The following is a 13,785-nucleotide window of genomic DNA, read 5'->3' as shown; positions in this document are numbered from 1 at the left end:
GCTCACTGCGTACCGCAATTGGAGACGACCTTCTGCTCTTCCTCCGAGAGGCTGGGGCCGGGGGTGGGAGTGGGCGCGGTCGCGGACTGGGTCGGGGTCGGGGATCCGGTGGCCGTCGGGGTCGGCGTGGCCTTGGACGTGAAGGAGGCGGGGGTGGTTCCCGTGGTACCGCCGGCCTCGCCCTGGCCGGTCTGCGCGTTGTTCTCGTTCTCGGCGGCGCGCCGCTCGGCCTCCTTCTTGCACGCGGAGGCCTGCGTGGCCAGCTCGTCGATCTTCGCCTGGGCGTTCTTCAGTCCGCCCTCGGCGATCGTCGCCTCGACCAGCTTCTGCTGGTACGGCGGCAGGTACTTGAGTTCGATCTCGGGGTGGTCCTTCTCGACCTGCGACAGCGACACCCAGGCCAGGTCCTGGCTGATGCCCCGGTACAGCGCGACGTGTTCGCCGTTGGTGCCGACGTAGTACTGGGTCTGCGTCCAGCGGTAGCCGCCGTACAGGCCGCCGCCGATGACGGCCAGCGCGAGGACGCCGTAGATGGATCTCTTCAGCCAGCGGCGCCGGGACCGCGGTTTGACGAAGTCCTCGTCGCTGTAGCCGCCGAAGCCGTCGGTCGGGACGTAGCCGGTGGTGTCGCCGGAGCCGGGCGGGCCGAACTCGCCGCCGCCGCCCTGTCCGGGCACCTGGCGGCCGAGGCCCGCGGCGCGGCCGGCCGGGGTCTGCATGATGCCGTTGTCGTGCAGGTGGTGCTGGTTCTCGGCGACCGCGCCGACCACGACCGGGGTGTCGGACAGCTGCCCGGCGAGGGTGTCGCCGGTGTCGAGGTCGAGGACGTCGGCGACGATCACGGTGATGTTGTCGGGGCCGCCGCCGCGCAGCGCCAGCTCGATCAGCTGCTGCACGGTCTCCTGCGGGCCCTGGTAGCTGGCGAGGGTCTCCTCCATCGTCTGGTGGGAGACGACTCCGGACAGCCCGTCGGAGCAGATCAGATAGCGGTCGCCGGCCCGGACCTCGCGGATCGACAGGTCGGGTTCGACGTGGTCGCCGCTGCCGAGGGCGCGCATCAGCAGGGAGCGCTGCGGGTGGGTGGTGGCTTCTTCCTCGGTGATCCGGCCCTCGTCGACGAGGCGCTGCACCCAGGTGTGGTCCTGGGTGATCTGCGTGAGGACACCGTCGCGCAGCAGGTACGCGCGCGAGTCGCCGACGTGGACGAGGCCGAGGCGCTGGCCGGTCCACAGCAGGGCGGTGAGGGTGGTGCCCATGCCTTCCAGCGACGGGTCTTCCTCGACCATCTGGCGCAGCTGGTCGTTGGCGCGCTGGACGGCGGCACCGAGTGAGGTGAGGACGTCGGAGCCGGGGATGTCGTCGTCGAGCTGGACGATGGTGGAGATCGCCTCGGAGGAGGCGACCTCGCCGGCCGCGGCGCCGCCCATGCCGTCGGCGATGGCGAGCAGGCGCGGACCGGCGTATCCGGAGTCCTCGTTGCCCTCGCGGATCATGCCTTTGTGCGAACCGGCGGCGAAGCGCAGTGACAGACTCATGCGCACCTCGCCCGTCGGCTCCGGGTACAGCCGATCGTGTCGAGCCACACTGCCCACCCTCCGGTCGGGAGCGCGCCGGGGCCCCGGGTGTGGACCGCCGCTGCGTGCTCGCTCCGCTCGCGCTCATTCATGATGTAGCACTACTTCCGCAGCTCGATGACGGTCTTGCCGATGCGGATCGGTGCACCCAGCGGAATCGGCGTGGGGGTCGTGAGGCGGGTCCGGTCGAGATAGGTGCCATTGGTGGACCCGAGGTCCTCGACGATCCACTGGCCGTCCCGGTCCGGGTAGATCCTGGCATGCCGGCTGGAGGCGTAGTCGTCGTCCAGCACGATCGTGCTGTCGTGCGCCCGGCCCAGGGTGATGGTCTGGGACTGCAGCGCGACGGTGGTGCCGGTGAGTGTGCCCTCGGTCACCACCAGTTTGGTGGGGGCGTTGCGCCGCGCCCGGCCGCCCGTGGGCTGCTGGCGCTGCTGCGGGGGCGCCTGGCGCTGGGCCTGCTGGGCCCGGCCCGCGTCCCGTCGGGACCCGCGCTGGGTGACGCGCGTTCCGAACAGGTCGCTGCGGATGACCTGCACGGCCACGATCACGAACAGCCACAGTACGGCCAGGAAACCCAGCCGCATGACCGTGAGGGTCAGCTCTGACATTGCCCCCGGATCACCCTTCGGCTTGCCTATAGATAACGGTGGTGCTGCCCACGACGATCCGCGAGCCGTCGCGGAGCGTAGCGCGGGTGGTGTGCTGCCCGTCCACCACGATGCCGTTGGTGGACCCGAGATCCTGGATCGTCGAGGGCGTTCCGGTCCGGATCTCACAGTGCCGGCGGGATACGCCGGGGTCGTCGATCCGCACGTCGGCGTCGGTGCTGCGGCCCAGCACCAGCGTCTGGCGGGAGATCTGGTGGCGGGTGCCGTTGATCTCGATCCAGTACCTGGTGCGCGCGCCCGGTGCGGCACCGGCCGGTGCGGCGGCGGGGCGCTGCGGGGCGGCGGGCTGCGGGGGACCCGGCTGGGGATAGCCGTAGCCGCCGGGGCGGGCGCCGGGCGGGGGCGCGGCGGGCATGGGGGGAGCGCCGGCGGGCTGCGCGGGGGCGCCCGGGGGCGGGTAGCCGTAGCCGCCGGCGGCGGGGCGGGCGCCGCCGGCCGCGGGGGCGGCGGGGGCCTGCTGGTTGCTGGAGGAGGCGAGCGTACGGCTGCGTACCCGGTACAGACCGGTGTCCAGGTCGTCGGCCTTCTCCAGGTGGACCTTGATCGGGCCCATGAAGGTGTAGCGCTGCTGCTTGGCGTAGTCGCGGACCATGCCGGCGAGCTCGTCGCCGAGCTGGCCCGAGTAGGGGCTGAGGCGTTCGAAGTCCGGGGCGCTCAGCTCCACGATGAAGTCGTTGGGTACGACGGTCCGGTCGCGGTTCCAGATGGTCGCGTTGTTGTCGCACTCGCGCTGGAGCGCTCCCGCGATCTCCACGGGCTGCACCTCGGACTTGAACACCTTGGCGAAGGTGCCGTTGACCAGACCTTCGAGGCGCTGCTCGAACTTCTTCAGGACTCCCATGGGGCACCTCCTCCGGTGTTGCTGTCCTGTGTACTGCCTACCCGGTACTGCTTACTGATCGTATCCACGCGCCGGTTAATCGGCTGGTTCCCCCTGTCAGCCCGGTCGACGGGTGTCGACGCCTGACGAAGTTCCCTGCGGCGCTCCCCCTCGAACTTCTGGCATGGATCGTAGAGGGGGTTGCAAACAAGTGTCCCGCACCGGACTGTGGACTCGGCCCGGCTCCTGGGCAGACGGCCAGGACCGGTACGAGGTTGATACGTGCGCGGGCCTCCTGGCCTGTCGATGTGCCGGTGCGGGCGTGTCCCTGCCCGGGATAAGCGATGTGAACCCACCCTGGCCGGCGTGCTAATGTTCTGGGTGTCGGCAGGCGCCAGCCCCAAGGGGGCGGGGCCAAAGACACACCCAATGCGCGGGTGGCGGAATAGGCAGACGCGCTGGATTCAGGTTCCAGTGCCCGCAAGGGCGTGGGGGTTCAACTCCCCCCTCGCGCACCGACGAAACGGTCGGCATCGTGATCGCGATGCCGACCGTTTCTGTTTCTCCCGGCGTCTGTCCGCGTGGGCGTCTGACTCTGTGCGGATCTGTCGGGGTGTGAGGAACCTCTCAGGTTGTGGCGCTGATGCGCAGGGCTCGTGCCGTCGCGGTGACGGACGACACCACCGCCAGGACCGCGCACGCGCCGACCGTCGCACCGAGGGCCTGCCAAGGGAGTTCCGGTGTGGGGCGCACCGACAGCAGGCCAAGGGCCGTCCACATGCCGGTCAGGTTGAGCACGGCGACCAGCGCGCCCAGCACGCCGCCGACCGCTACGACCATCAGCGCCTCCGCGCCGACCAGCCGCAGCACCTGCGCGTGCGTCGCCCCGGCCAGCCGCAGCGCGGCCAGGTCACGGACGCGGTCGGAGGCCGCCATGACCATGGTGCCCGCCACCGAGATGCCGGTGTAGAGCAGGGCGATGCCGAGGACGAGCAGCAGGCCGAGGCGGGTCGTCCGGTCGGTGCCGGGGTGGGCGGCCCGCACCCACTGGTCCCCGGTGAGGACCCGGGCACCCGGTCCCGCCGCCTGCCGCAGCCCCGCGGCCACGGCGGTCCGGTCGGCACCGGTCACCTTGACGTCCACCCGGTCGACCCGCGCGCCGGGCGCGTTGGCCGGGGTGACGTACACGCCGTTGTCGCCGGTCCCGGTGGACATCACCGCGGCGATCCGCAGCGACGTCCGCGTACCGTCGCCGAGCCAGACGTCCACCCGCTGCCCCACCGTGTGCCGCTCCCACTCCTCGTTCACGATGATCGAGTCGTCGTCGAGGTCGGCCGTGCGTCCCGCGGTGAGGGGCAGGCGGGCGGTGGCGGCGAGCGGGCCGGGCTCGGCGGCGCGGGCGACGGACCGGACCAGGGACACGCCCTCCTCCAGCACGTACACCGCGCTCGACGAGGTCGCCGACACCTCGGCACCCGGCACGCCGCGCAGCCTCCGCAGCGTCGCCGCGTCGAAGGCCGTACCGCCCGCCGCAGTCACCACGAAGTCGGCCACCGTGCGCTCCCGCAGCTCCGTGGCCTTCGCCTCGTTCAGGGTCGCGGTGGCGCCCAGCAGTGAGCCCGCGAGAGCGACCGTGACCAGCACGGGCGCCGCGATCGCGGCGGTACGCCGGACGCCCGCGGCGGCGTTCTCCCGCACCAGCAGGCCGCCCGCCCCCGGAAGTTGGGCCGGGAGCCAAGCAAGCAGCCGGGTCAGCGGGCGCACCAGCACCGGCGCGAGCAGCGCGACCCCGGTGATCAGCAGCATGGGGCGGCCGACGTACGTCTTGCGGTGCAGCAGGTCCCCCGGCTCGGTGAGCAGGGTCAGGGCCAGGGTCACGGCGGCGGTCAGCAGCAGCCCCAGGCCGAACAGCCAACGGCCCCACGTCATCGCCTCGGTGTCCACGGACGCCTCGCGCAGCGCCTGCGTGGGGCTGATGCGGCCGGCCCGCCAGGACGCGGCCAGCACACCGCACAGCGCGACCGTCAGACCGGTCCAGAAGGCCACGTGGTACGGCCAGTTGTGATCGCCGATGGTGAACCAGGCGGGCGCCAGGCCGCCGTCGACGGTCCACTCGGCCAGCCACGGGGCACCGTACGCGCCGAGCGCGCAGCCGGTCGCCGAGGCGAGGACGCCGACCAGCAGCGCCTCCACGAACACCAGCCGCCGCAGCTGGCCCGGGGTCGCACCGGCGGTGCGCAGCAGGCCGAACTCCCGGCGGCGCTGGGCGACCGCGAAGGCGAAGGTGGACGCCACGACGAACACCGAGACGAAAGCGGCGACTCCACCGGCCGTGCCGAAGAGGGCGTTCAGGGCCGTGAGCGCCTCGGTGTCACGGTCGGGGTCGTGGTCGGCGTACCGGCGGTCGTTTCCGGTGAGGACGGCGACGCCTGGGATGTCGGACACGGCATTCCGGACGGCTCTCGCGTCGGCCTCGACGATCAGTTGCGTGCTTGGTGGGGAGAGTTCGGCGGCTCGTGCGTCGGTGAAGAAGATGGCGTTTTCGATGTCTCGGCCGGTGACTGTGCCGACGATGCGGAGGGTGCCGTGGTCGGTGTGTAGGCGCGTGCCGGTCCTGGCCCAGTCGCCGTTGGCGACCACCTCGTCGGCGGTGTGCGGGGCGCGTCCCGTGGTGAGTTCGTACGGGGTGAAGCGCGCCGTCGACCAGGAGTGGCCGACCAGGTCACCGGGTCCTCCCTGCGCCCGTACGGCGAAGGAACGGTCCTCGGTGACCGGGCCCAGCTTCCTCAGCTCGGCCACGGTCTCGGCGGGTACCGGGCGTGGGTGCGCCAGTTTCTGGGTGCGGTCGCCGTTCGGGGTGGGCACCCGGAGGGTGTCCTGGCCCTGGACCACCACCGGGGCGGCGGCGAAACGTTCCGGGGTGCGTTCGGGCGCGTCGCGGGAGGAGGCGAGGGCCAGGCCCATCACGGTGAGCAGGGCGACGCCGAGCGAGAGGGCGACGAAGCTGCCCGCGAAGGTGGCCCAGCGGGTGCGCAGGGTGCTCAGGGCGACGCTCAGCACGGCACGGCCTCCAGGCCGGTCAGGCCCGTCAGGCCCGTCAGGTCGGTCAGGCGGGTGGCGATGACGTCGGCGCTCGCGCCGGTCAGCTCGCCGCCCACCCTGCCGTCGACCAGAAAGACCACGCGGTCGGCGTAGGAGGCGGCCACCGGGTCGTGCGTGACCATGATGATCGTCCGGCCGTCGTCGTCGACCATGCCACGCAACAACGCCAGCACCTCACGGCCGGTCCGCGAGTCGAGCGCGCCGGTCGGCTCGTCGCCGAAGAGCACCTCGGGGCGGGTGACCAGCGCGCGGGCGAGGGCGACGCGCTGCTGCTGGCCGCCGGACAGTTCGGTGGGCCGGTGCTTGGCGCGGTCGCCGAGCCCGACCTGCTGGAGCACCTCGCGGATCCGCGCCCTGGGCACGCGCCGGCCGGCCAGACGCAGCGGCAGGGCGACGTTCTGCTCGGCGGTGAGCGAGGGCAGCAGGTTGAACGCCTGGAAGACGAAGCCGATGCGCTCACGGCGGAGCCGGGTCAGCTTGGTCTCGCTGAGTCTCGTCAGCTCGGTCCCGCCCACCGTGACCGAGCCGGACGTGGGGCGGTCCAGGCCCGCCGCGCACTGCAGCAGGGTGGACTTGCCGGAGCCGGAGGGGCCCATGACGGCGGTGAAGGTGCCGGTGGGGAAGGCGAGGGAGACGTGGTCGAGCGCCGGCACGCCGCCGTCGCCGGTTCCGTATCGCCTGCTGACTGCGCGCAGTTCTACCGCGTTGGGTTTCATGTCTCCCCTGGTGACTGGTGGTTGATGGCGATGGGGCCACGAAATCGCCTGGGGGTGGGGCGGCGCAGTGCGGCGAGGCGGAGACTTGGGGTAGGGCCAGGCATACCCCCGACCCGCTCCCTGGACGGATGGCCGGGCGCGCCCGCTGCTTCTACGGTGATCCGCATGCAGCCTCCCCGGAATGTGTGGCAGGCCATGTCCAGGCCCGGCTTCCTGCTGTCGGCGTGGCCGTGGCGGGCGGTCGGCTACTTGGTGACCGGTGTGGTCGTCGGTGCGGTCACCCTTGTGGCGATCGTGGTCCTGGCCGCGCTCGGCGGGGTGCTCGCCGTGGTGCTGGTCGGGCTGCCGCTGCTCGTGCTTGTCGCGCTCGCCGGGATTCCGGTGGCGCGGGTGGAGCGGCGCAGGCTGCGGCTGGTCGACCTGGACCCGGTGAGCGATCAGCGTCGGGCGCCCGCGCGCGGGGGGCTGTGGGCCTGGCTGTCGACGCGGTTCGGGGAGCGGGCGACCTGGCGGGAACTGGGCCATGCGCTGCTGTTCGCGGGCCTGTTGTGGCCGGTCGACGCCCTGGTGGTCGTATGCGCGCTGCTGTGCCCGCTGTCGCTGGTCGGTACGCCGTTGCTGGTGGCCGGTTTCGGCGAGGTGAAGGTGCTCAAGCTGTGGGCGGTCACGACCTGGCCGGTTGCCGTCGCCTTCGCGGTCCTGGGGGTGGTTCTGCTGTGCCTGGGTGCTTACGTCCTCGGGGTCGCCGCCGGTGCGCGGGGCGCGCTGACCCGGTTGCTGATCGCCCCGCAGGAGGCCGAGTTGGGGGCGAGGGTCGTCGAACTGGCGCGGTCCCGGGTGCGGTTGGTGGACGCCTTCGAGGCGGAGCGGCGGCGGATCGAGCGGGACCTGCACGACGGGGCCCAACAGCGGCTGGTGGCGTTGACGATGACGCTGGGGCTGGCCCGTCTCGACGCACCGCCCGGCCCGCTCGCCGACCAGCTCGCGCAGGCGCACGAGGAGGCGGGGCGGGCGCTCGCGGAGCTGCGCGAGCTCATCCACGGCATCCATCCCAAGGTGCTCTCCGACTTCGGCCTCGAAGCGGCGGTCGCCGACGCCGCCGACCGCTGCACGGTCCCCGTCGACGTCGACCTTCAACTGCCGGGGCGGCTGCCGCGGGCGGTCGAGTCGGCCGCGTACTTCGTGGTGTGCGAGGCGCTCGCGAACGTAGCCCGGCACAGTGGGGCGAAACGGGCGGAGGTGGTGGGTGGGCACCGCGACGGGCGGCTGGTCCTGCGGATACGGGACGACGGCAGGGGCGGCGCGGACGCGGCGGCCGGGACCGGGCTGACCGGACTCGCGGACCGGGTGTCAGTGCTCGATGGCAGACTCTCCGTGTCCAGTCCGCCGGGTGGGCCCACCCTGTTGCGTGTGGAGTTGCCTTGCGAGCCGTCGGATCGCTGCGCGTAGTTCTGGCCGAGGACAGCGTGTTGCTGCGCGAGGGGCTCATCGGGCTGCTCGGCCGGTGCGGGCACGAGGTCGTCGCGGCCGTCGGGGACGCGCGGGCGCTCATCGCGGCAGTCGACGAGCACGAGCCCGACGTCGTGGTCACGGACGTACGGATGCCGCCGGATTTCCAGGACGAGGGCCTGCACGCGGCGGTGCGGCTGCGGGAGCGGAGGCCCGGGCTGCCAGTGCTCGTGCTGAGTCAGTACGTGCAGCGGGCGTACGCGGCCGAGCTGTTGGACTCCGGCGACGGGACCGGGGTCGGGTATCTGCTCAAGGACCGGGTCGGGCAGGTCGAGGACTTCGTGGCCGCGCTCGGTGAGGTGGCGGCGGGCGGCACGGTGGTGGATCCCGAGGTGGTAAGGCAGTTGCTGCGCCGGCGCCGGGATCCGCTGGAGCGGCTCACGCCGCGCGAACGGGAGGTGCTCGCGCTGGTCGCGGAGGGGAAGTCCAACGGGGCGATCGCTCGGGAGCTCGTGGTGTCCGAGGCGGCGGTGGGCAAGCACATCGGGAGCATTTTGACGAAGCTGGATTTGCCGCCGGGGGAGGGGACGCATCGGCGGGTGTTGGCGGTGTTGGCTTATTTGCGGGGGTGAGGGGGTGAGGGGGTGAGGGGGCTGTCTGCCGGGTTGGTTGGGGCTGGGTGCTGTCTGCTGGGGGCGGTTGCTGTGTGCCGGGTTTTCCACAGGTGGGGAGTTATCCACAGGGTCTGACGCGATGTGGCGGCCGGTTGTACGGTCGGCACGAGTTGATGTTCGTGCGAGTCACGGGGGAGGCGGTCGCGGTGACCGAGGTCGGTGTGCAGAGTGCGGATGCCGGGACGGTGCGGATTCCGCGGGTGCGGGGCTTCGCCGAGTGGTCGGGCCAGGGCGCGCACTCGCCCAAGGCGGAGGGGAAGGCCCTGCGCGAGCGGGTCCCGCGGCGCGCCCACGCCACCCTCGACCTCGACGGCGCCCGGCCCGACGCGGTGGCCGCGGTCGAGGAGTCGAACCGGGGCCGTATCCCCGAGCTCACGCCGATACGGGTGGGACGGATGGCGGCCACCCCGTTCGCCTTCCTGCGCGGTTCGGCGGGCCTCATGGCGTACGACCTCGCCCGCACCCCCATGACCCGCATCCGCGCCCAGATCTGCGGCGACGCGCACGCGGCGAACTTCGGTCTGTACGGCGACGCGCGCGGCGGCCTGATCATCGACCTGAACGACTTCGACGAGACGTTGTACGGCCCCTGGGAGTGGGACCTCAAGCGGCTCGCCGCCTCGCTGGTGCTCGCGGGCCGGGAGACGGGGGCCGACGAGGACACCTGCCGGTCGGCCGCCCATGACGCCGCCGGCGCCTACCGCCGCACCATGCGGCTGCTGGCCAAGCTCCCGGTGCTGGACGCGTGGAACGCCATCGCGGACGAGGAGCTGGTCTCCCACACCGACGCCCATGACCTGCTGGGCACCCTGGAGCGGGTCTCGGAGAAGGCGCGGGCCAACACCAGCGGGCGGTTCGCGGCGCGGTCGACCGAGGCGGCCGAGGAGGGGGGACGCCGGTTCGTGGACGCGCCGCCGGTGCTGCGCCGGGTCCCGGACGCGGAGGCGGCGGCGGTGGCGGTGTCGCTGGAGGCCTACCTGACGACGCTGTCGGAGGACCGGCTGCCGCTGCTGTCCCGGCACGCGGTGCACGACGTGGCGTTCCGGGTCGTGGGCACGGGCAGCGTGGGCCTGCGTTCGTATGTCGTCCTGCTCCTGGACCACCGCGGTGAGGCGCTGATACTCCAGGTGAAGGAGGCCCGCGGCTCGGCCCTGCTGCCGCATCTGCTGACCGCCGGTTTCGAGGCGCCGTCCGCCGACCACGAGGGCCGTCGGGTGGTCCTCGGCCAGAAGCGGATGCAGGTCGTCAGCGACATCCTGCTCGGCTGGACGACCGTCGACGGCCGCCCCTTCCAGGTCCGCCAGTTCCGCAACCGCAAGGGCAGCGTGGACCCGGCGGCGCTCTCCACGGACCAGCTCGACGACTACGCCCGCATGACCGGCGCACTCCTCGCCCGCGCCCACTCCCACAGCGCCGACCCGCGCCTGATCTCCGGCTACTGCGGCAAGAACGAGGAGCTGGACGAGGCGGTGGCCACGTTCGCCGTCAGCTACGCCGACCGCACCGAGGCGGATCACGCGGGGCTGGTGGCGGCGGTTCGGGCGGGGAGGGTTGCTGCGGAGGCGGGTGTGTGAGGGGGCGTGTGTCCGGGGCGGGTACGGGGGGTGGCCGTCTCATGAGGAGCGCACGGTGAAGTACGTCGACCTCGACGGACGGGGCGGCGAGATGAGGGGGGTGATCGATCCGGGGCCCTACCTGGAGCAGCTGCCCGCGTTCGCGGGCCGCCTCCCGGCGGGCGCCCGAGCGCTCGCCACCGATCCTGGACACTACGACTTCTCGGGCAGGCGGTGCATGAAGGATCTGCGGCCGCACCAGACCCGTCGAATCGGCGAGGACGCGATCGAGGTCCGGTTCCGGCACAACTGCTGGAAGCACGACGAGGACCTGGTCATCCGGTACGAGGGCGTCTCGCGCTTCCAGGCGGACGTGCTGGACGTCTGCGACCTGGGCGAGCTCGGGGAGGTGATCGTCGACGAGGTGCTCCCGCACGCCGACGGCTGTTCCCATGAGATCGCCTGCCGCCCCGGCACCCTCGTGGTGGTCTGCCGCGATCTTTCGGCCGAGTGGGTGGCGGCGGAGTGCTCGGAGTGATCGGGAGGGCCTGCGACCGGTGAGGCCGGTGCTCGGAGGCACGGTCCCGGTGTGGCCTACGCTGGTCGGGTGACGACCCCGGATGCTGAGCAGGGTGGTGTCGCCGGTGAGACCGAGGCGACGCCCGAGGACGGCGCGCCCCGGCCCGAGGAGCGGCTGGAGCGGGCCGTGCGGGCGGCCGAGCAGGCGCTGATCGAGTACGAGATCGCGGTGGAGACCTTCCGCGTCGAGATCGAGAACTTCTCCCGGCTGCACCACCAGAAGCTCGGCCCGATGTACGCCCGCCTCGAAGAGCTGGACGCGCAGATCGCCGAGGCGAAGGCGGCCCGGACCGGTGACCCGGAGGATCTGCGCCGGGCGCAGGAGCTGCGGGCCCGGGTGCTGCCGATGCCCTCCGTGGAGGAGCTGTTCCACGGCTGGATGGACGGCGACGGCCTGTTCCCGGAGGCCGCCGCGATGCTCACGGACCAGCCGGTCCGGCCCCCGCAGCGGGTGCGCCCCAGCGAGCAGGCCCGCCGCCTCTACCGCGACCTGGCCCGCAAGGCCCACCCCGACCTCGCGCAGGAGGAGGGCGAGCGCAAGCGCCGTGAGGAGTTCCTCACCCGCGTGAACACCGCCTACGCCCGTGGTGACGAGTCGGAGCTGCGCGAGCTGTCCGCGGAGTGGGCCGCGGGACCGGTTCCCGAGGAGCGCCGCCCGAGCCGCAGCGAGGAGCTGTACGCCCGCCTGGAATGGCTCGCCCAGCGCAAGGAACTGCTCACGGTCGTCGCCCGGGAGCTGGAGGAGGGCGCCATCGGCTCCATGCTCAAGCTGGCGCCGGACGACCCGGACCGCCTCCTCGACGAGATCGCCGAGCAGCTGCTGGCGGAGGTCGCGGGGCGCGAGGCGGAGCTGGCGGCGCTGATCGGTCAGTGAGCGGTCGCGGGCTTGGCCGGTAGTCGGCCGGTAGTCGGTCGGTCATCGGCAGTGAGCGGGCGGCGAACGGCCGGTGCGTGGTCGGGGAGCCCTCGGGTCCGGCCATCCGCGCGGGCGCTTCAGGTAGCGTCGGGAGCATGACTTTCGGAGCTGTTCCCACGGTCGGGGTCACGGACCTCAAGGACGACGACTTCCTGCTGGACGTCCGCGAGGACGAGGAGTGGCAGGCGGGCCACGCCGCAGGGGCGCTGCACATCCCCATGAGCGAGTTCGTCGCCCGGTACGGCGAGCTGACCGAGGCCGCCCCGCAGGACGGCCGCGTCCACGTCATCTGCCGCTCCGGCGCCCGCTCGGCCCAGGTCGCGATGTACCTCAACCAGCGAGGCATCGACGCCGTGAACGTCTCCGGCGGCATGGAGGCCTGGGAGGCGACCGGGCGCCCGGTGGTCACGGACGCGGGCGAGCCGGGGGCCGTCGTCTGACCGAGGGGCTCGGCGGGGACGCCACAGGCATGACTTACGGCTCGGCGTCCCCGCGCCACCCTCGTGCACCCGGGCCTCACCCCGGCGCATGCGCCGCCAGCAGATCCCCCAGCGCCTCCTCGTGCGCCGCCGCCGGTCCCAGCGACAGTTCAAGGTGCTTCGCCCAGGCGTGGTACCGGTGCAGCGGATAGTCGACGTCCGCCCCGAACCCCCCGTGCAGATGCTGCGCCGTCTGCACCACCCGCCGTACCCCCTCCGCCGCCCAGATCTTCGCGACGGCCACATCCCCGGCGGCCGGCAACACCCCCGCTGCCCCCGAACCGATCCGCCACGCCGCCTGCCACAGCGTGGCCTCCATCGCCCGCAGGTCGATATAGCGGTCGGCGGCCTGCACGGCGACGGCCTGGAACGTCGCGACCGGGTACCCGAACTGCTCCCGTTTCCCGGTGTACTCGCTGGTCATCCGCAGCACCCGCTCCCCGAGCCCGAGCGCCAGCGCACACGTCCCGGTGGCCAGCAACTCCCGCAGCCACTCCCAGGCCCCCTCGCCCTCGATGACGTACCGCTCCGGCACCTGCACCGACTCCAGCCGCAACTCCCCGAGCCGCTCCCCGGTCGTCGCGAACTGCTCGGCGAGTTCGGCCCCTTCCTGCCCCCGCGGGACGAGGGCGAGGACGCTCCGGTCGGCGTCGGTGTGCGCCGGTACGACGGTGAAGTCGGCGTCATACGCCCATGGAACCGCCGTCTGCACCCCGTCCAGGACCCAGCCGTCCCCGTCCCGCCGCGCGGTCACCGCCCGTTCGGCGGCGTCGTGACCGCCGGTACGTCCCTGCGCGGCGACGGTCAGTACGACCTCACCCCGCCCGGCCGGTTCGAGCACGGCGGACTTCAACTCCGCACCGCCGTACGCCTGGACTGCCGCCAGTGCCGCGCTGTTCTCCAGCAGTGGCACTCGCGCCAGGACCTTCCCCGCCTCCCGAAGCACCAGGCACAGAGCGATGGAGTCGAGGCCCGCCCCGCCGTGCTCCGGATCGAGCAGCAGGCTCAGCAGATCCGCGTCGGCGAGCCTGCCCCACAGCGCGCGGTCGAAGTCGTCGGCCACGGCGCCCCGGGTCAGCGTGGGGCTCGGCACGGCGTCCGGCGCGACATCGGCGAACACACCTCGCGCCGCCTCGGCCGCCGCCTGCTGCTCCTCGGTGAAGGTGAAGTCCACGGTCCTGTCCTCCCGACGGATCCGCCCATCTGACGGAGCGTCAAGATAGAACAGGTTCTAGGAGAAGGGAACGCCTGA

General features: G+C 72.6%; 12 protein-coding genes and 1 tRNA gene. 7 read left to right on the top strand and 6 right to left on the bottom strand.

All coding sequences use genetic code 11. The annotated features are described in order from the left end of the window. Positions 1 to 2 precede the first annotated feature (2 nt). The 3 genes from SSP24_RS28945 to SSP24_RS28935 all read right to left on the bottom strand — a co-directional run bounded on the left by SSP24_RS28945 (position 3) and on the right by SSP24_RS28935 (position 3,086). Positions 3 to 1,535, bottom strand: coding sequence for a Stp1/IreP family PP2C-type Ser/Thr phosphatase (locus SSP24_RS28945; RefSeq protein WP_141312752.1), 1,533 nt, complete (start codon positions 1,533 to 1,535; stop codon positions 3 to 5). 140 nt (positions 1,536 to 1,675) lie between these two features. Then, entirely contained in the window at positions 1,676 to 2,185 is a 510-nt protein-coding gene (locus SSP24_RS28940; RefSeq protein WP_141312691.1) for an FHA domain-containing protein FhaB/FipA, read from the bottom strand. Between the two features lie 10 nt (positions 2,186 to 2,195). Then, positions 2,196 to 3,086 (bottom strand): FHA domain-containing protein, encoded by an 891-nt coding sequence (locus SSP24_RS28935; protein WP_141312689.1) that lies wholly within the window; start codon positions 3,084 to 3,086, stop codon positions 2,196 to 2,198. Between the two features lie 410 nt (positions 3,087 to 3,496). Here SSP24_RS28935 and SSP24_RS28930 point away from each other — a divergent pair. After that, positions 3,497 to 3,580, top strand: a tRNA-Leu gene (locus SSP24_RS28930). A 112-nt stretch (positions 3,581 to 3,692) separates the two neighbouring features. Here SSP24_RS28930 and SSP24_RS28925 read toward each other — a convergent pair. Continuing rightward, the gene (locus SSP24_RS28925) at positions 3,693 to 6,125 is read right to left on the bottom strand and encodes an ABC transporter permease (protein ID WP_141312687.1); all 2,433 of its coding nucleotides are present in this window, start codon (positions 6,123 to 6,125) and stop codon (positions 3,693 to 3,695) included. Then, positions 6,119 to 6,883: an ABC transporter ATP-binding protein gene (locus SSP24_RS28920; RefSeq protein WP_141312685.1), complete on the bottom strand. Its 765-nt coding sequence runs from the start codon at positions 6,881 to 6,883 to the stop codon at positions 6,119 to 6,121. The genes SSP24_RS28925 and SSP24_RS28920 overlap by 7 nt, the downstream gene beginning before the upstream one ends. Positions 6,884 to 7,078: 195 nt before the next feature. Here SSP24_RS28920 and SSP24_RS28915 point away from each other — a divergent pair, with 195 nt between their 5' ends. The 6 genes from SSP24_RS28915 to SSP24_RS28890 all read left to right on the top strand — a co-directional run bounded on the left by SSP24_RS28915 (position 7,079) and on the right by SSP24_RS28890 (position 12,494). Then, positions 7,079 to 8,332 carry a sensor histidine kinase gene (locus SSP24_RS28915; protein WP_141312742.1) on the top strand — a complete coding sequence of 418 codons (1,254 nt, stop codon included), beginning with the start codon at positions 7,079 to 7,081 and terminating at the stop codon, positions 8,330 to 8,332. Further along, positions 8,305 to 8,964: a response regulator gene (locus SSP24_RS28910; RefSeq protein ID WP_141312683.1), complete on the top strand. Its 660-nt coding sequence runs from the start codon at positions 8,305 to 8,307 to the stop codon at positions 8,962 to 8,964. Before SSP24_RS28915 ends, SSP24_RS28910 begins: the two co-directional genes overlap by 28 nt. Before the next feature lie 155 nt (positions 8,965 to 9,119). Next, positions 9,120 to 10,580: a DUF2252 domain-containing protein gene (locus SSP24_RS28905; protein WP_141312682.1), complete on the top strand. Its 1,461-nt coding sequence runs from the start codon at positions 9,120 to 9,122 to the stop codon at positions 10,578 to 10,580. A gap of 55 nt (positions 10,581 to 10,635) precedes the next feature. Beyond that, complete coding sequence (locus SSP24_RS28900) at positions 10,636 to 11,097, top strand: hypothetical protein (RefSeq protein ID WP_141312680.1); 462 nt, start codon at positions 10,636 to 10,638, stop codon at positions 11,095 to 11,097. Between the two features lie 69 nt (positions 11,098 to 11,166). Next, on the top strand, positions 11,167 to 12,012 hold the full coding sequence (locus tag SSP24_RS28895; RefSeq protein WP_141312678.1) for a hypothetical protein: 846 nt from the start codon (positions 11,167 to 11,169) through the stop codon (positions 12,010 to 12,012). Positions 12,013 to 12,149: 137 nt separating this feature from the next. Beyond that, positions 12,150 to 12,494, top strand: coding sequence for a rhodanese-like domain-containing protein (locus SSP24_RS28890; protein ID WP_141312676.1), 345 nt, complete (start codon positions 12,150 to 12,152; stop codon positions 12,492 to 12,494). 76 nt (positions 12,495 to 12,570) lie between these two features. On the opposite strand, the gene SSP24_RS28885 is transcribed toward SSP24_RS28890, so the two are convergent. Continuing rightward, positions 12,571 to 13,707, bottom strand: a complete 1,137-nt coding sequence (locus SSP24_RS28885) for an acyl-CoA dehydrogenase family protein (RefSeq protein ID WP_141312674.1) — start codon at positions 13,705 to 13,707, stop codon at positions 12,571 to 12,573. Positions 13,708 to 13,785 lie beyond the last annotated feature (78 nt).

It is taken from the genome of Streptomyces spinoverrucosus, from assembly GCF_006539505.1.
Lineage (GTDB): Bacteria > Actinomycetota > Actinomycetes > Streptomycetales > Streptomycetaceae > Streptomyces > Streptomyces spinoverrucosus.
Note: the sequence above shows the minus strand (reverse complement) of the source record. Positions and strands in the feature narration are given on the sequence as shown.